18 protein-coding genes and 2 tRNA genes are annotated in these 17,094 nt (G+C 72.1%); 13 read left to right on the plus strand and 7 right to left on the minus strand.

Features of this window, described 5'->3' with window-relative positions; translation table 11 throughout:
• Window positions 1-101 precede the first annotated feature (101 nt).
• Together AB0H57_RS23335 and AB0H57_RS23340 are read left to right on the plus strand one after the other, a co-directional pair.
• Window positions 102-1,301, plus strand: a complete 1,200-nt coding sequence (locus tag AB0H57_RS23335; RefSeq protein ID WP_357509729.1) for a DUF1015 family protein — start codon at window positions 102-104, stop codon at window positions 1,299-1,301.
• Between the two features lie 73 nt (window positions 1,302-1,374).
• Entirely contained in the window at window positions 1,375-1,845 is a 471-nt protein-coding gene (locus AB0H57_RS23340; protein WP_357509731.1) for a ribose-5-phosphate isomerase, read from the plus strand.
• Between the two features lie 68 nt (window positions 1,846-1,913).
• Here AB0H57_RS23340 and AB0H57_RS23345 read toward each other — a convergent pair whose 3' ends face one another.
• Both AB0H57_RS23345 and AB0H57_RS23350 read right to left on the minus strand, forming a co-directional pair.
• Entirely contained in the window at window positions 1,914-2,252 is a 339-nt protein-coding gene (locus AB0H57_RS23345; protein ID WP_357509733.1) for a hypothetical protein, read from the minus strand.
• Between the two features lie 168 nt (window positions 2,253-2,420).
• Window positions 2,421-3,641 carry a GNAT family N-acetyltransferase gene (locus tag AB0H57_RS23350; protein WP_357509736.1) on the minus strand — a complete coding sequence of 407 codons (1,221 nt, stop codon included), beginning with the start codon at window positions 3,639-3,641 and terminating at the stop codon, window positions 2,421-2,423.
• A 113-nt stretch (window positions 3,642-3,754) separates the two neighbouring features.
• Between AB0H57_RS23350 and AB0H57_RS23355 the strand changes: the two genes are divergently transcribed.
• The gene (locus tag AB0H57_RS23355; RefSeq protein WP_357509738.1) at window positions 3,755-4,291 is read left to right on the plus strand and encodes a hypothetical protein; all 537 of its coding nucleotides are present in this window, start codon (window positions 3,755-3,757) and stop codon (window positions 4,289-4,291) included.
• A gap of 160 nt (window positions 4,292-4,451) precedes the next feature.
• Here AB0H57_RS23355 and AB0H57_RS23360 read toward each other — a convergent pair whose 3' ends face one another.
• The 3 genes from AB0H57_RS23360 to AB0H57_RS23370 all read right to left on the minus strand — a co-directional run bounded on the left by AB0H57_RS23360 (window position 4,452) and on the right by AB0H57_RS23370 (window position 7,808).
• Window positions 4,452-4,718, minus strand: coding sequence for a hypothetical protein (locus tag AB0H57_RS23360; protein ID WP_357509740.1), 267 nt, complete (start codon window positions 4,716-4,718; stop codon window positions 4,452-4,454).
• Between the two features lie 87 nt (window positions 4,719-4,805).
• Window positions 4,806-7,475, minus strand: coding sequence for an Hsp70 family protein (locus AB0H57_RS23365; RefSeq protein ID WP_357509742.1), 2,670 nt, complete (start codon window positions 7,473-7,475; stop codon window positions 4,806-4,808).
• A gap of 117 nt (window positions 7,476-7,592) precedes the next feature.
• Window positions 7,593-7,808, minus strand: a complete 216-nt coding sequence (locus AB0H57_RS23370; protein WP_357509744.1) for a hypothetical protein — start codon at window positions 7,806-7,808, stop codon at window positions 7,593-7,595.
• A gap of 316 nt (window positions 7,809-8,124) precedes the next feature.
• Between AB0H57_RS23370 and AB0H57_RS23375 the strand changes: the two genes are divergently transcribed.
• The 4 genes from AB0H57_RS23375 to AB0H57_RS23390 all read left to right on the plus strand — a co-directional run bounded on the left by AB0H57_RS23375 (window position 8,125) and on the right by AB0H57_RS23390 (window position 10,388).
• Window positions 8,125-8,598 carry a hypothetical protein gene (locus tag AB0H57_RS23375; protein ID WP_357509746.1) on the plus strand — a complete coding sequence of 158 codons (474 nt, stop codon included), beginning with the start codon at window positions 8,125-8,127 and terminating at the stop codon, window positions 8,596-8,598.
• 145 nt (window positions 8,599-8,743) lie between these two features.
• Window positions 8,744-9,226, plus strand: a complete 483-nt coding sequence (locus tag AB0H57_RS23380; RefSeq protein ID WP_357509748.1) for a hypothetical protein — start codon at window positions 8,744-8,746, stop codon at window positions 9,224-9,226.
• Window positions 9,227-9,501: 275 nt separating this feature from the next.
• The gene (locus AB0H57_RS23385) at window positions 9,502-9,945 is read left to right on the plus strand and encodes a hypothetical protein (protein ID WP_357509750.1); all 444 of its coding nucleotides are present in this window, start codon (window positions 9,502-9,504) and stop codon (window positions 9,943-9,945) included.
• Window positions 9,945-10,388, plus strand: a complete 444-nt coding sequence (locus tag AB0H57_RS23390) for a hypothetical protein (protein WP_357509752.1) — start codon at window positions 9,945-9,947, stop codon at window positions 10,386-10,388. Before AB0H57_RS23385 ends, AB0H57_RS23390 begins: the two co-directional genes overlap by 1 nt.
• A 262-nt stretch (window positions 10,389-10,650) precedes the next feature.
• Here the strand turns inward: AB0H57_RS23390 and AB0H57_RS23395 are convergent.
• Window positions 10,651-10,724 (minus strand) — tRNA-Gly (locus tag AB0H57_RS23395).
• 183 nt (window positions 10,725-10,907) lie between these two features.
• On the opposite strand from AB0H57_RS23395, the gene AB0H57_RS23400 reads away from it, so the two are divergent.
• The 6 genes from AB0H57_RS23400 to AB0H57_RS23425 all read left to right on the plus strand — a co-directional run bounded on the left by AB0H57_RS23400 (window position 10,908) and on the right by AB0H57_RS23425 (window position 16,337).
• A tRNA-Pro gene (locus AB0H57_RS23400) sits at window positions 10,908-10,981 on the plus strand.
• A 146-nt stretch (window positions 10,982-11,127) separates the two neighbouring features.
• Window positions 11,128-12,474, plus strand: a complete 1,347-nt coding sequence (tig, locus tag AB0H57_RS23405; protein ID WP_357509754.1) for a trigger factor — start codon at window positions 11,128-11,130, stop codon at window positions 12,472-12,474.
• Between the two features lie 174 nt (window positions 12,475-12,648).
• The gene (locus tag AB0H57_RS23410; RefSeq protein ID WP_222958257.1) at window positions 12,649-13,290 is read left to right on the plus strand and encodes an ATP-dependent Clp protease proteolytic subunit; all 642 of its coding nucleotides are present in this window, start codon (window positions 12,649-12,651) and stop codon (window positions 13,288-13,290) included.
• 10 nt (window positions 13,291-13,300) lie between these two features.
• Complete coding sequence (locus tag AB0H57_RS23415) at window positions 13,301-13,963, plus strand: ATP-dependent Clp protease proteolytic subunit (RefSeq protein WP_121652300.1); 663 nt, start codon at window positions 13,301-13,303, stop codon at window positions 13,961-13,963.
• A gap of 213 nt (window positions 13,964-14,176) precedes the next feature.
• A complete protein-coding gene (gene clpX / locus AB0H57_RS23420; protein ID WP_357509757.1) occupies window positions 14,177-15,472 on the plus strand; it encodes an ATP-dependent Clp protease ATP-binding subunit ClpX in 1,296 nt (431 codons plus the stop codon).
• 58 nt (window positions 15,473-15,530) lie between these two features.
• Complete coding sequence (locus AB0H57_RS23425) at window positions 15,531-16,337, plus strand: carbon-nitrogen hydrolase family protein (protein ID WP_357509759.1); 807 nt, start codon at window positions 15,531-15,533, stop codon at window positions 16,335-16,337.
• On the opposite strand, the gene AB0H57_RS23430 is transcribed toward AB0H57_RS23425, so the two are convergent.
• On the minus strand, window positions 16,334-16,561 hold the full coding sequence (locus AB0H57_RS23430; RefSeq protein ID WP_357509761.1) for a hypothetical protein: 228 nt from the start codon (window positions 16,559-16,561) through the stop codon (window positions 16,334-16,336). The genes AB0H57_RS23425 and AB0H57_RS23430 overlap by 4 nt on opposite strands.
• Between the last annotated feature and the right edge of the window lie 533 nt (window positions 16,562-17,094).

The following is a 17,094-nucleotide window of genomic DNA, read 5'->3' on the forward strand; positions in this document are numbered from 1 at the left end:
GCCTGTACAGAATGCGTTAACCGGGGCCCCCTGCTTTCATCTGGTGGACGGCGGGTGGGTCTGGCGTCGGCGGGATGGGGGCGCGGGTAGCGTCAGCGGGCATGACGGTCGTGCATCCGATCGCCCGGGCCTGGATCACCACTGGCGGCACCGGCGCGCAGAACTACGACGAGTTCGCCGACGACGCGGAGATCACCGCGATCATCGAGGCGAACCCGCACAGTGCCCTGGGCATCGAGATGCCCCACCGGGCGCCGGAGAGCCTGGGGAAGTCCTTCCTCGACGCGCTCCCCGACGCGGTGGCCCGCCTCGCCGAGGCCAAGGCGGACGGCAGCTACACCCCCGCCGAGCAGGTGGTGGTGCTCTACCGGATCAGCGCGCCCGGCGAGGAGACCGCGTACGGGCTGTTCGCCATGGTCGACACGGACCAGATCTCCACCCGGGCCGACGAGCCCGGCCTGGTGATCCGCAACGAGGACGTGTTCATCGCCAAGGTGCGGGAGCGGGTCGCCCTGGCCGAGGCGCTCGGGCACCTGCTCTCGCCCGTACTGCTGTTGCAGACCGGGCGGGGCGACGAGCTGCAGGCCGCGCTCGCCGCGGCGACCGAGGCGGCCGGCGCCCCCGCCGCGACCGACACCGACCAGGCTGGGCGGACGCACGCCATCTGGCTGGTCGGCCCCGGCCCGGAGCAGGACGGGCTGACCGCGCTCGCCGCCGGCGGCGAGCTGGTGGTGGCGGACGGCAACCACCGCAGCCTGGCCGCCCAGACCGGCGGCCTGCCCCGCTTCCTCTCGGTGATCACCACGCCGGCGTCGGTGGCCATCCAGCCGTACAACCGGCTGGTCAGCGAGTTGACCACCACCGCGCCGGAGCTGCTCGACCGGCTCCGCGCCGCCGGCGCGGAGATCACCCCGGTCGCCGGCCCGACCGGCGTGCCGGCGGCCGGCGGCACCGTCCACCTCCACCTCGCCGGGCAGGGGTACGCGGTGCGCCTGCCGCACGTCGGCGGTGGCCGGTTGGAGAACCTGGACCACGCCCTGGTCGAGCGGCTGGTGCTGCGGGACGCGCTGGGGCTGGACCCGGGCGACAAGCGGATCACCTACGTCGGCGGCGACTACCCCGCCTCCTGGCTGACCGGTGAGGTCGACGCGGGCCGGGCGGAGCTGGCGATCCTGATCGCCCCGGTGACCGTGGACGACTTCGTCGCGGTGAACCTGACCCGGGAGAAGATGCCGCGCAAGAGCACCTGGTTCACCCCGAAGGCACGCGCCGGTCTGGTGGTCGCCGAGCTGCCCCGCTGAATCCTGTGACGAATCCGCCTCCGTGCCGCCGCCCGCGCGTCGGCGCGGAGAGCGGCCTGACAGACTGCGCGGTATGCGCGTCTACCTGGGATCCGATCACGCCGGTTTCGAGCTGAAGGTGCACCTGGCCAACCACCTGGCCAAGCAGGGGTACGAGGTGGTCGACGTCGGCCCGCACGCCTACGACGCCGACGACGACTACCCGGCGTTCTGCCTGCACACCGGCGACCGGGTGGTCCGTGACGCGGGCAGCCTCGGCGTGGTCATCGGCGGTTCCGGCAACGGCGAGCAGATCGCCGCCAACAAGGTCGCCGGGGTCCGGGCGGCGCTGGCCTGGAACATCGACACCGGGCAGCTGGCCCGGGAGCACAACGACGCCAACGTGGTGGCGATCGGCGCTCGCCAGCACACCCTGGACGAGGCGACCGCCATCGTCGAGGCGTTCCTCGCCACGCCGTTCTCCGGCAACCCGCGCCACGCCCGGCGGATCGCCCAGGTGGCCACGTACGAGGAGAGCCACCAGCTTCCCGAGCTGCCCGCCTGACCCGGCGCGCCCCGCGTCCGGTCGGCCACACCCGGGGACAGACCGACGCGGTCCCGCGCGCGGGAGCGTCAGCGGCCGGGGCGGGGCAGGTCCTCGCGCGGCACCCAGTTGCGGCGGATGATCACCATCCGGGCCTCGGCCTCGGCCAGGTCCTCCTCGTTCGGCCGGGCGGCGTCCCGGGCCCGCAGGGCGGCGGTCAGCCCGACCTGGGTGGAGCCGGAACCGACCAGGCCGCGCAGCCCGCGCTCACCCTCCTCGCCGGGGCCGTTCCGGCGGCTTCGGGGCGGCGGCTCGGCCGTGTCGTGCACCGCGGCGGTGCTGGCCGCGACCCCGTCGGCCTCCCGGCCGATCGCGTCCAGCTCCGGCTGGTGCCGCAGCCGGCGTCGCCGTCGTTCCGCATCACCCATCAGCCGACCGTACCGCCCGGAGCCGGTTCCGTCGCCCGTCCGGCTGCGCCGGTTTCCGTCGCCCGTCCGGCTGCGCCGGTTTCCGTCGCCCGTCCGGCTGCGCCGGTTCCGGCCAGCCCTGCCGCAAGGTCTCTCCCGCGCCGGTTCAGCAAGCGCCACCCGCGCCGGTCAGAAGATCTCCATGGGGGACGGGGCGCGGTGCCAGCCGAGGGCCGGCGCGGTCGCGGCGAGCGCGCCGGGCCGCAGCTCGCGCAGCCGGCCCGCGGCGGCGAGCACGGCCGGTCCGGCACCGCCGAGGTAGAGCTCACCCAGTGTGCGCACGTCGCAGGCAAGGTCCGCCGGCCGGTCGGTGGGCGTGCAGGCGGCCCCGGAGGCGTCACCGACCAGCCGCCAGCGGCCGGTGTTCTCGGGCAGCAGCTCGTCGGTGACCTCGATCACCACGTCGACCGGCGTGGCGTACCGGCGGGCGGCCAGCGCGGCGGGCACGTCGACGACGCGTACCCAGAGCGCGTCGACCACGCCGGCGCCGAGCCGCCGGGGCTCGCTCACCAGCCACAGCAGCGGCTCGTCCACCGCCGCCCGGTAGTACGTCAGCCGCCGGGTCAGGTCCAGCGAGAGCAGGGTCCGCCAGAGCGCCCGGTACGCCTCGGGTGTGGCGGCCACCACCTCGTCGACCAGCACCTCGCCGCGCGGGCCGAGCCGGTCCCAGTGGTCCCTGGTGCGGTACAGCGCGTACCCGTCCGCCCCGTCCGGGCCGTCGTGCAGCAGCGCCCGCCGCTCGGTCGCCCCGCCCCGCAGCGCGGCGACGTCGCTGAGCACGTACTGCCACCAGCGTTCGTCCCGCGCCGACCAGCCGGGCCGCTCGGGGCGCACCCGCTCGTACAGTCGGGCCAACTCGGCCTGGCACGAGGCCGGCGACTCCAGGCGCAGCGTGCCCTCGGCGGGCGTCGGTTCGGGCAGGCGCAGCTCGGTGCGGTCGCACTCCATGCTGAGGCGCTGCGCGGCCAGGCCGTAGCCGAAGCGCGGATAGATCCCACCCTCGCTGGCCCACAGCACGGCGACCGGCTCCCGGCCGGCGGCGCGGACGTCGCGCAACTGCCGGCGCATCAGCGCGGTGAGCAGCCCGCGCCGCCGGTGGGTGGGCGCGACCGAGACCATCGTCACGTGCGCGGCCGGCACGCTCGCCCCCGGTACCTCCAGCTCCCGGGTGAAGGCCCCGGCGTGCGCGACGATCCGCTCCCCGGCCCGCACCAGCAGCGACCGTTCCGGCTCGAACAGGGGCTGCTCGACCTCGCTCGTCTCCGGCTCCGTCGTGTCGTGGAAGGCCAGCGCCAGCAACTGCCTGATCTGGTGGTACTCGTCGGCGCGGCCGACCTGGATGTCCGTCACCGCTTGTGTCTATCCGACCAGGTGCGGGGCGGCGACCTATTTGCGCGCTGGCTACCCTCGAAACGGAGCGGCCGGCCGAAGGGTCGGCGTCGGTCCCGGGGGAGGAACACGAGATGGCAGACCAGAGGCAGCCGTGGGCGGAACGCACCGTCGAGGTGCCGCCGCAGCCCGGTGTCGGGGTGCCGCCGCAGCGGGACGCCTTCTCCCGGGGGCGGGCGACCGTCGGTCCCCGCCGGCAGCGCACGGAGCCGTTCCCGGTGGTCGACGAGCACGTCGACTGGGCCGGCGCGGCGGAGGCGCCGCGCCGGCCGATGAGCTGGCACCTGGCGCAGCTCAAGATCGGCGGGCAGTGGAGTGCCGCCGCCGGGCTCTTCGCCTTCGTCTGCTGGGGGATCTGGGCCATCTCCGGGCGGGGCGACCTGGGTGCGCCGCTGCTGACCTTCCTGCTCAGCCTGCTGGTGGCGGTGGGCCTCTTCGCGCTGGCCCGGCTGGTCGGCAGGGTGGTCTGGGAGCGGCAACTGGGCCGGGTGCGGCGTGGCGCACGCGGCGCCCACCTGGTCAGCGCGGTCTTCCTGACCGTGCTCGGCATCGCGTACCTGCGGCAGACGGAGTGGGTCGTCTCGGCCTGGAACTGGATCACCGGCAGCTGACGGTCGGCAGGGGCGGGCCGGCACGGGCGGGGCGGGCCGGCACACCGCCCGCCCCGCGCCCGGTCGCGGATCGCCGCGACACCGGTCGTTCCCCCAACAGGACGGCGGGCGCATACCCGGCCCGGCCCGGTTCATCCGCCCGGCCGGGCCCACGGTCGGGTCAGTGCGCTCCGCCGTGGCCCTCGGCGTCGGCCTTCGGCGAGGCCACCCGGGCCGCAGGGTCCTCCACTCCCGGCTCACCGCCGCCCGGGGCCACCATGCCGTCGTAGTTGTAGACGGTGCCGTCCTCGCCGTGCCGGATCGTGGTCCGGACGTACCGGTGGATCATGCCGTCGATCTCGATCTCCAACAGGGCCTGCTCGTCCACGTCTTGGCTGCTGCCGTCGCGGGGACCGCCGACCAGGTACGCCTTCGTGTTCGTCTCCATGCGGCAGCCGTACCCGGGGTGGCGGAGGCGGAAACGAGCGTGACCGCCGCCCTCCGATGGCGCCCGGCCGGTCGGCGAGCCCGGCCGTCAGCCGGCGAAGCGGTACAGCACGAAGTGCTTCTCCGCCCCGCAGACGATCACCGCCGAGTCCCACGAGCAGGTCTCGCTGCGTACGTCGGCGAGCTGTCCCATCTCGAACGGGATGTCCCCGGCCACGGACATTCCGGCGACGCTGCGGTCGTCCTCGTAGCCGCTCGGCGGCTCGGCGAAGACCAGCAGGTTGCCGCCGTCGATCCGGACCGCGACGCCGGTACGGTCGGCCAGCACGGCCTGCCCCCGGGCGTCGAAGAGGGTGACGTACTGATCCGACGAGGTGCGCCGGGCCAGCAGGTGCTCGCCCAGCGGCACCAGGTCCTCGGCCCTCGGCGCCGGCCACCGGCGCACCTTCTCGCCCTCCGCCGCCGCGATCACCTCGGTCCGCTCGGCGTCGCCGATCCGCTCCTCCAGCACGCACGCCCGGTGCTCGCCGCAGGCCACCAGGTCCAGCGGGCGGCGTTGGTCGTCGGGGCTGGTGTAGAGGGTGGTCGGCTCGCCCAGCGTCTCCAGGTCGTACGAGAGCAGCCGGTAGCCGCTCTGGTTCTCGGTCACGTACAGCCGGTCTCCGTACGCCACCAGCCGGTCGTCGACGTCGGCGACGTTGGGGCGCTCGCGCAGCAGCTTGCCGCTGGAGAGGTCGATCAACCGGACGGAACGGTCCGCGCCCACCTGGACCAGCCGGTCGATGTCGCCCACCCACGGGGTCCGCGGCCGGCCGTCGAAGTAGGACGGGCCGCCCAGGGACTGGTCGGTGCTCAGCACCACCACCTGGGTGTCGGTGCTGCCGTACCGGCCGCGCGGGTTGGCCTTGGCCCACTTCTGCTCGCCGTCGCGTACGCCCAGGCCGACCAGGCGCCCGCCGGCGCGGTCCACCCAGACGGCCGTACGTGGGCCCACGAAGACCTTGTCGTCGTCGCCGATCGGCTGCTGCCAGCGCTGCCGCCCCGAGCCGCCGTCGAGGAAGATCAGCTCTCGGGTGGGGCCGGCGTTGGACGGTCCGCCGACCAGCAGTAGCCCGCCCGGCACCGCCTGGATGGAGGCCCACTGGCGGGTACGGGCCGACGTCTGCATCCGCCACAGCTCGTCGCCGGTGGTGGCCCGGACCGCCCGCACGTCGAGGCGATCGTCGTCCAGCTGCTCGGCGAGGTAGGCGCGACCCTCCAGCAGGGCGGTGAACATCCTGGTCGCCCGCTTCTCGGCGGGCGGTGTGCGCGCGATCTCGCTGACGTTGCCGAACCGCAGGGCGGGGTAGGGATCCCGGTTCAGCCAGTACAGCCCCGCCGGGACGGCCACGCCGGTCAGGGCGAGCGCGGCGCCGAGCGCGATCCAGGGCGCCCACCGGCGCAACGCCCCGCCGGCCGCCCGTCCCGCCCCGCGCCGACCGAGTAGGCCGGGGCCGGGCGGGGGAGGGCCACCGGGGACCGGCACGGTCAACTCGGGATCGGCGACCCGGGTGGACCTCGGTATCGCGGGACCCGCCCGACCGGCGGCCTGACCCGGCACGCCGGGGCGGCGGGCGCCGACCGGCAGCGGGATGTCGGTCAGGGCGCCCTCGGCGACCGGCAGCTCGGGCTGCTCCAGCACGGTCGGCGCGACACCCAACTCGGTGTGCAGCATCCGGGCGACCAGCGGCACCCGGGACGAGCCGCCGACCAGGAACAGGCCGGCCAGCTCGGTGGTGGCCAGCCCGGCCGCCTCGACCACCCGGCGGGTCTCGTGCACCGCCGGCTGCAGCAGCGGCGTGGCCAGCCGTTCCAGGTCCGCCCTGGTCAGCTGGGTGGGCTCATCCACCCCGGGCACCGCGACCGGGGCGACCGTGGCGCGGGAGAGCATCTCCTTCGCCCCGCGTACCGCGTCCCAGAGCTGCTGGCGGTCGCGCCAGGCGGTCGAGCTCTCCGGGCTGGTGATCCGTTCCCACTCCCGGGGGTGGTCCGCACCGACCAGCTCCCCGAGCAGCTCGACCAGCGCCGAGTCCAGGTCCAGCCCGCCCAGATCCGCCACCCCGCCGGTGGAGATCACCTGGAAGCCGGAGTCTCCCCACGGGTCGGCGCCCTCGTTGCGGACCACCGTGACGTCGAGGGTGCCACCGCCGAAGTCGAAGACGGCGATGGCGGCACCGACCGGCACCGGTCGGCGCAGCGTCTCGGTGTAGTAGCGGGCCGCGGCGACCGGCTCCCGCAGCAGCCGGGTGCCGGGCGGGACCGGCCCGGAGAGCGTGTGCTCGGCGGCGTCGGGCCACCCGGCGAGCCGGAGCGCGTCGTGCAGCACCCGCCGCCGGTCCTCGTCCCACGCCGCGGGGTACGTCACCACGGCCGGCGGCAGGAAGCCCACCGCGCCGACCGCCGAGTCCGCCACCACCCGCAACGTCACCGCCAGCAGTTCCGCGGGCGGGTAGGCCCGGTCACCGAGCGGGATCTCCGCCTCGTCCACCCGGCGCTTCGGGTTCGGTTCGTACCGGCGCGGCTCGGCCTGCGCCAGGCGCTGCGCGTCCCGGCCGGCGTGCAACCCGCCCTCGGCGTCGGCGTACACCCCGGACGGCAGGATCGGCTGCCCGTCGAAGAGCAGCGGCCGGGTACGCCCGTCCGGCCAGCGCAGCACGGCAACCGTGTTCGACGTCCCGAGGTCGACACCGAGGGCGTAACCATCGAGCTGACCTGCCATCGGTGGATACCTCCGCGGGGGGACGAGGGACGCCGGCCCGCATCGTACGCACCGGGCAGGCAAGCGTCGCAGGCTGCCGGTCGTCGTGCGCCGCCGCCCGGCCGGTGCCACCCGCGGTCAACTCTGGAACGAGTTCGCACCCAGTTCCCAGCGCCGCAGGTCGACCGGTGACTGTTCGGCCCACATCGCCTCGATGTTCTCCCGCAGGTGGCGCAGATGGACGTTGAACGCCGGCGAGTTGGTCCCGTTCCAGCGGAAGAAGATCCGCTCCGCGGACAGCAGGTGGTGTGGTCGGCCAGCAGCGGGTGGGCGTCGGCGGGGCCGAACGTTCATGCCCGGTACTTGCCCGCAGCCGGCCGAAGCGTTACCGGCCGGTGTGGACGAGCGTTACCGGCCGGCGTGGACGGTCGAGTCGGCTGGCTGGCCTTCGATGTGCCGGCCGGCGACGTCGGGCGCCGGTGTCGGACGGGCGGCGACGAGGCGTACGTGGTCAAGGGGTGCCGCAATCACGCAAAGGGGGTGACCCTCCGGCAGCGGCGGCCGTGCCCGCTCAACCCGATCGGGGGCGCTCACGCCGCGCCGCGCGAAGCTCCGGCGGGCGTCGAGCAGGCTGAGTTGCCGGTTAGCCTCGCCCACTCGGGACGCGCCCGTGTCCGGCCAGTATCGGGTCGCCATGGCCCGCGACCCGTCCGGCCCGCGCCCGCCCCTCGGACACGGTCCCCGCGCCCTGATTGCGGCGCTGCTCGTGCTCGGGGTCACGGTGCCGTCCGTCGTCATCCGCGCGCTGATCGAGGCGACGCCGGGGCAGCGGCCCGCTGGCGGACGTCGGGTGGACAGCGGTTCCGGTGGCGGTGACGGCCTGGCTCGCGCCGCGGGTGTCGTACCGCCGGCGGGACGCGTTGCTGTGGTTGGTCGCCCCGGCGGGCCTCTTCGTCTTCGTCGTGATCGCCTGGCGGCTGGCCTTCCTGCCGTACCGCGACTGGGGCATCCCGGGGAGGATTTCTCCCTGGAGCCGGGCGAAGGCATCAACAGTTGGGGCGTCTTTCCAGCGGTTCCATCCGCTGGCAGCTATTTCTCCCTGGACTGGTACGGATTTGACACGGTAGAGGGCCTGAAGCTGTGATTTGCCGGCGTTCGGAGGGGTGATAGCGGCGTGCCCGGGATTTCGCCGTCCTTCCGCGGACCGGATACCGGCCGCGCCGCGTCCTGATCGTTCCTGCCCGGTCGAGCCGCTACGAGCCTGGCAGCCGGGGCCTATGATCCCGCGCATGAACGTGTCGCGGGTCCGCCTGCTCACCTGCGTGGTCCTGCCGCTCCTGACGGCCTGCGGCACCGAGCCTGCCGGCTCCGTGCCGGCCCCGGCGGTGACCTACACCTGCTGCCCCGCCGAGGACGTCGACAAGCTGTACCGGCCTGGGCAGACCCTGACCGCGCATTGGGCCGTCGAGTCCGCGGAGCAGCCGGGCGGAACCCCACCGCAGGTCGAGTTGACCGCACACCTGACGGGTCCGTTCGCCACCGTAGCTGACGTCAAGGCCGCGGCAGAGGGCGTCCCGGCCGTTGCCGGGCTGGTCACCTTCACGGCCGCACCGGTTCGGCCATCCGGCAGGGCGGACGAACGACCCGTCAGCACCATCGTGATCGGTCCCGACGCCAAGCCGGGTTACTACAACCTGGTCACCGCCGTGGGTGACGGCGACAACGCGGCAAGTGGCGGGGAGAGCATCGTCCGGGTGGTGCCCAGCCCCTGAGCGTCGGCGCCTGCCCGATCACGGGACCTTGCGGGCGGGCCCGGATCTGAGCCGTTGCGGGTGCGTTCGGTTGTCGCTGGACGACGACAAACGCCCCCTGGTCTCGCCCACCACGTCACCAGCGAGCGTGACCGGGAGATCGCCGGATCGCGGGGGAGGGCCGGCGGCCGGGTGGAGCGGGCGACGGGAATCGAACCCGCATCTCACCGCTCCCCCCCGCCGTCCGCCGACCGATCGCCGCACGGCTGAAGCAGCGACCTGGTCCCGCACGCTCCGTGCTGGCGCTGGAGATCCACGGATCCTATGCTTCGGGCGTGACACAGCCGGGGTCCCGTTTTGTCGCGGCGCGGTTGCTCGTGGTCGGGCAACTGTCGATGGTGTCGCTCTATCTGGCGGGCGCGGTCGTCCCCTACCTTCTGAATTTCACCTTCCAAGGGGCCGATCACTGCTCGCTGACGACCGGATGCCAGGCGCCCGGCGACGTGTTCGGCGGGCCGATGTTGGTGCTGCTGATTCCAGCCATGATCATCACGGTTGTGGGGCCGATGACCGCGGTCCTCTTCCTGCTGATGTCGTTCACCTCGCTGGCCAGACGGCGTCGGGAGATGTCCGATGCGCTGCGGCGCTGGGTGTTCGGGGCGGCCGGCCTCACGCTGGCCTTCCTCGTCTTCACGCTGCTGCCGCCGGGCCGGCTGCTGCTGAACTGGGTGCTGGACTGATGACGAACGGACTGTGGCGGACCCAGCTCGCCCTGGTGTGGGCTTACGGGCTCACGGCCTTCTTCTTTCTCTTCGGGCTCCTAGGCGGGCCGCACGGCGGGAACAGCAACAGCGTGTACGACATGGTTTACGCGCCATTGCCTGAAGGACAGTCGGTACGCGGCTCGCTGGCTCAACCGTTCGCCTGGTTCACCATGCTTGCCATGGCGGTGGCCTGGCTGGCCCCACTGTTCGCGGCGCTTCTTGCCTGGCGGGGCCGGCGCGCCCTGAAGGGCGAGGGGGAGCAGGCACTGCGGGATCGGATCCGGGCCGGCACCGTCGCAGCATTCGTCATCGTGGTGTCCTACCTGACGCCGGTCGGCTGGACGCTGGTCTACGGGCTGACACGCTGGACGATGATGAACATCTGGGGCGAGGGCCCGGACGCTGCACAGTTGGACTAGGTCACGCCCGAGAGCACGCCCAGCCCGCCGACCGGTAGCTCATGCACCGCATGGGCCACGCCACCTTGCGCGCCGCCCTGATCTACCAGCGCGCCACCAGCGAGCGTGACCGTGAGACTGCCCAGGCGATGGACCGCCACATCGCCGGGAGTGGCCGACGCCCGGCCGTGAATGGCACGTGGATGGCACCCAAGATCCAGGATGGGGGAGAAGCGAACGGCCCAGGTGCCGCGATCATGCGGTCTACCTGGGCCTTCGTGGGTGGAGCGGGCGACGGGAATCGAACCCGCACCGTCAGTTTGGAAGACTGAAGCTCTGCCATTGAGCTACGCCCGCGTACGCCCCGACACCGCGGGACGCGCCGACAGCGTACCCGGTCCACCACGACCACGCGCACAGGCCGGCGCGGTGGCCCGCCGGCCGCGGCGGAGCGCGATGTCCGGTTGCGGCCGGTTCGGCGCGTTGGTGGCCGCCCCGGCACCTCGGACCGGCACCGACGGCATACACTTCTCGTCGCCACGGGGTGTGGCGCAGCTTGGTAGCGCACTCGCTTTGGGAGCGAGGGGCCGTGGGTTCAAATCCCGCCACCCCGACAGTCGTTCGCGGCCGGGGACGCCCGGAGTGCCCCCGTTTCGCCGCGGGGTGCCCCGGGCGCTGCGAGAGCAGCCGCCCGGCTCGCCTACACTCGATGCGCTGAATCACGCCCAGACTCAACTGAGATCCGTCAAGGAGTACGCCTGTGAAGAGCACCGTCGAGACTCTGAGCCCGACGCGCGTGCGGCTCGCCATCGAGGTGCCGTTCGTCGAGCTCGAGCCGAGCCTCAAGAAGGCGTACCGGGAGATCGGCCAGCAGATCCAGGTTCCCGGCTTCCGCCGGGGCAAGGTGCCGTCCGCGATCATCGACCAGCGGGTGGGCCGGGGCACCGTCCTCAACGAGGCGGTGCAGGAGGCCATCCCGCAGAACATCCTCGCCGCGGTCCGCGAGCACGATCTGAAGACGCTCGGCCGGCCGGAGGTCGAGATCACCGAGTTCAACGACGGTGACTCGCTCAACTTCACCGCCGAGGTCGACGTCCGCCCGGAGATCACCCTGCCGGACCCGGCCACCGTCGAGGTGACCGTGGACGAGCTCCAGATCGCCGACAGCGAGATCGACGAGCAGGTGAACAACCTGCGCGAGCGGTTCGCCACGCTGAAGACGGTCGAGCGGGCGGCCCAGGAGGGCGACTACGTCCAGATCGACCTCAACGCCACCGTGGACGGCGAGGACGTGCCGGGCGGTTCGGCCAGCAACATCTCCCACGAGGTCGGCAGCAAGCAGCTCCTGCCGGGGCTGGACGAGGCCGTGGTCGGCCTCGCCGCCGGCGAGAGCACCACGTTCACCACCCAGCTGGTCGGTGGCGACTTCGCCGGCCGGGACGCCGAGGTGGCGGTGACCGTGCGCACGGTCAAGGAGAAGGAGCTGCCGGAGCTGGACGACGAGTTCGCCCAGCTGGCCAGCGAGTTCGACACCATCCAGGAGCTGCGCGACGACGTGCGCGGCCGGGTCGAGCAGGGCAAGCGGGTCGAGCAGATCTACGCCGCCCGGGACAAGGCCCTTGAGCAGCTCGTCGCGGCCGCCGACGTGCCGGCCCCGGAGGGTGTCGTCAAGGAGGAGGTCGAGAGCCGCAAGGCGGCCATGGTCGACCAGCTCGAGCGGATCGGCGCCTCGCTGGAGGAGTACCTCGCCGCAGAGGAGAAGACCGAGGAGCAGATCGACGCCGAGCTCCAGGAGGCGGCGACCGACGGCGTCAAGATCCAGCTCCTGCTGGACACGCTGGCCGACGCCGAGGACGTCCAGGTCTCCGACGACGAGTTCGGCCACGAGATCGTGCACCGGGCGCAGCGGGCGGGCATGGCCCCGCAGCAGTACTACGACCAGCTGGTGCGCTCCGGGGCGGCCGCGGCCGTCTTCGGCGACGTGCGGCGGGGCAAGGCGCTCGCCTCGGTGATGGAGAAGGTCAAGATCAAGGACTCGGCCGGCAACGAGGTCACCCTCGACGCGCTGCGCGCCGCGAACGAGGCCGAGCACGCCCACGAGCACTGATCGTCGGGTGCGGCCGCCGTCCGCCGGTTTCCGGCGCCGACGGCGGCCGAAACCCTTTCTCGGGTACGTCCCCGGGGCAGCTGCGCTGAGAGCGAACAGTGCCCCGACCGGGACTCTGCCGTAGGGCCGAGCGGTTAGTGTCGGGTAGTACGGTACGGAGAGCGAAGGGCTGCCATGACCGACATGCACATCCCAGCGAAGCCGCTCCGGGCGGTCGACGCCCGTGGGGGCGACTCAATTGGCAACCTCGACGACTCGGTCTACAACCGGTTGCTCAAGGAGCGCATCATCTTCCTGGGCAGCGAGGTGACCGACCAGGTCGCCAACCGCATCTGCGCGCAGCTGCTGCTGCTCGCCGCGGAGGACCCGGACCGCGACATCAACCTCTGGATCAACTCGCCGGGTGGCTCGGTCTACTCCGGCATGGCGATCTACGACACGATGCAGTTCATCGACAACGACGTCTCGACCGTGGCGATGGGCATGGCGGCCTCCATGGGCCAGCTGCTGCTCTGCGCCGGCACCAAGGGCAAGCGGTACGCCCTCCCGCACGCGCGGATCATGATGCACCAGCCGTCCGGCGGCATGGGCGGCACGGCGGCGGACATCGCCATCCAGGCGGAGCAGATGCTCTACACCAAGCGGATGTTCCAGGAACGGGTCGCGCACCACACCGGTCGGAGCCCGGCGGAGATCGAGGCGGATTCGGACCGTGACCGTTGGTTCACCGCCCAGGAGGCCATGGACTACGGCTTCATCGACAAGGTGATCACCGGAGCCACCCAGGTTCCGGAAGGCGCCGGGACCCTGAGCTGAGGAGCTGACGATGACCGACCTGAGCCTGCCGCCCCAGTTCGCGGCCGTGCACAACCGCTACGTGCTCCCGTCGTTCGTGGAGCGCACCTCGTACGGGGTCAAGGAGTCCAACCCCTACAACAAGCTCTTCGAGGACCGGATCATCTTCCTCGGCGTGCAGGTGGACGACGCGTCGGCCAACGACGTGATGGCCCAGCTGCTGACGCTGGAGGGCACCGACCCGGACCGCGACATCATCATGTACATCAACTCGCCGGGTGGCTCGTTCACGGCCATGACGGCGATCTACGACACCATGCAGTACGTTCGGCCGGACATTTCCACGGTCTGCCTGGGCCAGGCGGCCAGTGCGGCGGCGGTGCTGCTGTCGGCCGGGACGCCGGGCAAGCGGATGGCCCTGCCGAACTCGCGGATCATCATCCACCAGCCGGCCACCGAGGGCGGCTACGGGCAGGGCTCGGACATCGAGATCCAGGCCCGGGAGATCCTGCGGATGCGGACCCAGCTGGAGGACATGCTCTCCCGGCACTGCAACCGCCCGATCGAGCAGGTCCGCAAGGACATCGACCGTGACAAGATCATGACGGCCGAGGAGTCCAAGGAGTACGGACTGGTGGACACCATCCTCACCAGCCGCAAGAAGGGTCTGCTGGCCGCCAACGCCGCGAGCTGAGCAGTACGGGTCGGAGGTCGGCCCGGGAGTTCGTTCCCGGCCGACCTCTGACACACCCGTTTTGGGGGTCGGAGAAACCTCCGCCAGCGGGTAACGTCGGGTCCGGGTGCTTCGCCGGCTCGGACCGGCGGGGACGGATCGACACGGACGGGCGCCCCGGCGTCCGGCAGGTCAGGGCCGGGGCACCGGCCGATGAGTGCAGGGAGAACGTAGGTGGCACGGATCGGTGACGGCGGCGACCTACTGAAGTGCTCGTTCTGCGGCAAGTCGCAGAAGCAGGTCAAAAAGCTCATCGCGGGCCCCGGGGTCTACATCTGCGACGAGTGCATCGATCTCTGCAACGAGATCATCGAGGAGGAGCTGGCCGAGTCCGGCGAGGTGAAGTGGGAAGAGCTTCCCAAGCCGATGGAGATCTGCCAGTTCCTCGACAACTACGTCGTCGGTCAGGACCAGGCCAAGAAGGCCCTCGCGGTCGCGGTCTACAACCACTACAAGCGGATCCAGGCCGAGGCGGCCGGCGCGCCGGGTTCCGGCAGCGACGCCGTCGAGCTGGCCAAGTCCAACATCCTCCTGCTCGGCCCGACCGGGTGCGGCAAGACGCACCTGGCGCAGACCCTGGCCCGGATGCTGAACGTCCCGTTCGCGATCGCGGACGCCACCGCCCTGACCGAGGCCGGCTACGTCGGCGAGGACGTGGAGAACATCCTCCTCAAGCTCATCCAGGCCGCGGACTACGACATCAAGCGCGCCGAGACCGGGATCATCTACATCGACGAGGTCGACAAGATCGCCCGCAAGTCGGAGAACCCGTCGATCACCCGGGACGTCTCCGGCGAGGGCGTGCAGCAGGCGCTGCTGAAGATGCTCGAGGGCACGGTGGCCAACGTGCCGCCGCAGGGCGGGCGGAAGCACCCGCACCAGGAGTTCATCCAGATCGACACCACCAACGTGCTGTTCATCTGTGGCGGCGCCTTCGCCGGGCTCGACCAGATCATCGAGGCCCGCACCGGGCACGGCGGCACCGGCTTCGGCGCCCGCCTGCGGTCCATCTCCGAGCGGTCGACCGACGACATCTTCAGCCAGGTCATGCCGGAGGACATGCTCAAGTTCGGCCTGATCCCCGAGTTCATCGGCCGGCTGCCCGTGATCACCAACGTGCGCAGCCTGGACCGCAGCGCCCTGGTGCGGATCCTCACCGAGCCACGCAACGCGCTGGTCCGGCAATATCAGCGCCTCTTCGAGCTGGACGGGGTGGAGCTGGAGTTCGAGCCGCCGGCGCTGGAGGCGATCGCCGACCAGGCCATGCTCCGCGGCACCGGCGCCCGCGGCCTGCGGGCGATCTTGGAGGAGGTCCTCCTCTCCGTGATGTACGAGGTGCCGAGCAACCCGGACGCCGCCCGCGTGCTGATCACCCGCGAGGTGGTCCTGGAGAACGTCAACCCGACGATCGTGCCGCGGGAGTTCACCGGCCGGCGGGCTCGCCGGGACCGCGAGGAGAAGTCGGCCTGACCCGGCGTCGACGTGGAGCGGGTGTCGCCGGGCACCCGCCGCCCGTACGCTGATCGGCATGCGTGTCGCCGTCTGCCAGCTCAACGCCCGCGACGACCGGGCGGCGAACCTCGCCGCGGCCGAGGCCCTGCTGGTCCGCGCGGCGGCCGCCGGCGCCGACCTCGCCGTCCTGCCCGAGTACGTCGACTATCTGGGCCGGGCGGTGGGGATGCCGGCGCCGGAGGGCGTCGACGGCGTGGTCGGCACGTTCTTCGCACAGGCCGCCCGACGGCTCGGGATCTGGGTGATCGCCGGTTCCTTCCACGAGGCCGGTCCGGATCCGGCGCACACCTGGAACACCTCCCTGGTCTTCGACCGCAGCGGCACGCTCGCCGCCAGCTATCGCAAGATCCACCTGTACGACGTGGAGATCCCGGGGCGGGTGTCGTACCGGGAGTCGGCGACCGTCGCACCCGGTGAGCAGCCGGTGGTGGTGGATGTGGAGGGGCTCCGCGTCGGCCTGTCGATCTGCTACGACCTGCGGTTCCCGGAGCTCTACCGGGAGCTGGCCACCAGTGGCGGCGCCGAGCTGCTCGTGGTGCCGGCCGCGTTCATGATGCACACCGGCCGGGACCACTGGGAGGTCCTGCTGCGGGCCCGGGCGATCGAGAACCAGTGCTTCGTCGCCGCCGCCGGCCAGACCGGCGACCACGAGCCGGGTCGTACCTGCTTCGGGCGCAGCATGGTGGTCGACCCGTGGGGCATCGTCCTCACCCAGGTGCCGGACGGGCCGGGTCTGACCGTGGCCGAGTTGGACCTCGACCGCCTGCGGAGCATCCGCGCCGAACTGCCCAGCCTGGCGAACCGGCGGCTCACCCCGGCCTAGCTCTGGAGCAGCATGCCCACCAGGGCGAAGCCGGCGATCGCGGCGGCGGTCACCAGTAGCGCCGTGGTCATCCGGGACCGCCCGCGCCGCGCGAGCCGGGCCACCGACACGACCAGCACGACGAGCACGAAGCCGCCGATGACCACCTGCCAGAGCGGCAGGAGCAGGCCGAGCAGAGCGTCCGCGGCGAGCGTGGCCGCCGGGGCGGGGGAAGCGGCATCCATGCCAGACACTGTGGCACGCCGACGCGCTCGTCCGCTTGACCGTCGGTCCCGGTTCGGGCCAAGCAGCTCCAGCGACAGACGTTGATTTGCCTTCCGCCGGCGCTCCGCGTAACTTTCTCTCTGCACGCGGGAGGCCGGATAAACCGGCCGAGAACGGGCGCCAGGCTCGTGGCGGAGACGCCGAGCGAGGCTGAGGATCTGGGCGGTGCGGGAATCTCCGGGACACGGAGTTGCGAACGCGAAGCCGACCGGGTAGGGTTCGAAAGCCGGCAGGGAGCCGGGCGGGTGGCCGCGAGAGCGGCGATCGGCCGGTCTGCCGCTTCCCACGAGAGAAGCGACCGCCCGTTTGGGCGTGCGTCAGCGTGGATCGGGTCGCACCAAGTTGATCATCTCGGATACGAGGTTGACAGCGGAAGTCGGACCGAGTAGGTTGGAGAGGTTGCCCCGGATGGGGTCCTGCGGTTGTGGGGCTTCGGATGGTGTGTGGTTGTTCTTTGAGAACTCAACAGGGTGCTATTGATAAGCCAGTGCCA

Origin of the sequence: Micromonospora sp. NPDC050686, from assembly GCF_040654475.1 — a bacterium.
Lineage (GTDB): Bacteria > Actinomycetota > Actinomycetes > Mycobacteriales > Micromonosporaceae > Micromonospora.

Bases quoted from the DNA above. Each gene is read 5' to 3' on its own strand.
- AB0H57_RS23335 (WP_357509729.1), top strand. From the start codon at position 102: ATGACGGTCGTGCATCCGATCGCCCGGGCCTGGATCACCACTGGCGGC.
- AB0H57_RS23340 (WP_357509731.1), top strand. From the start codon at position 1,375: ATGCGCGTCTACCTGGGATCCGATCACGCCGGTTTCGAGCTGAAGGTG.
- AB0H57_RS23345 (WP_357509733.1), bottom strand. From the start codon at position 2,252: ATGGGTGATGCGGAACGACGGCGACGCCGGCTGCGGCACCAGCCGGAG.
- AB0H57_RS23355 (WP_357509738.1), top strand. From the start codon at position 3,755: ATGGCAGACCAGAGGCAGCCGTGGGCGGAACGCACCGTCGAGGTGCCG.
- AB0H57_RS23360 (WP_357509740.1), bottom strand. From the start codon at position 4,718: ATGGAGACGAACACGAAGGCGTACCTGGTCGGCGGTCCCCGCGACGGC.
- AB0H57_RS23365 (WP_357509742.1), bottom strand. From the start codon at position 7,475: ATGGCAGGTCAGCTCGATGGTTACGCCCTCGGTGTCGACCTCGGGACG.
- AB0H57_RS23370 (WP_357509744.1), bottom strand. From the start codon at position 7,808: ATGAACGTTCGGCCCCGCCGACGCCCACCCGCTGCTGGCCGACCACAC.
- AB0H57_RS23380 (WP_357509748.1), top strand. From the start codon at position 8,744: ATGAACGTGTCGCGGGTCCGCCTGCTCACCTGCGTGGTCCTGCCGCTC.
- AB0H57_RS23390 (WP_357509752.1), top strand. From the start codon at position 9,945: ATGACGAACGGACTGTGGCGGACCCAGCTCGCCCTGGTGTGGGCTTAC.
- AB0H57_RS23410 (WP_222958257.1), top strand. From the start codon at position 12,649: ATGACCGACATGCACATCCCAGCGAAGCCGCTCCGGGCGGTCGACGCC.
- AB0H57_RS23415 (WP_121652300.1), top strand. From the start codon at position 13,301: ATGACCGACCTGAGCCTGCCGCCCCAGTTCGCGGCCGTGCACAACCGC.
- AB0H57_RS23425 (WP_357509759.1), top strand. From the start codon at position 15,531: ATGCGTGTCGCCGTCTGCCAGCTCAACGCCCGCGACGACCGGGCGGCG.
- AB0H57_RS23430 (WP_357509761.1), bottom strand. From the start codon at position 16,561: ATGGATGCCGCTTCCCCCGCCCCGGCGGCCACGCTCGCCGCGGACGCT.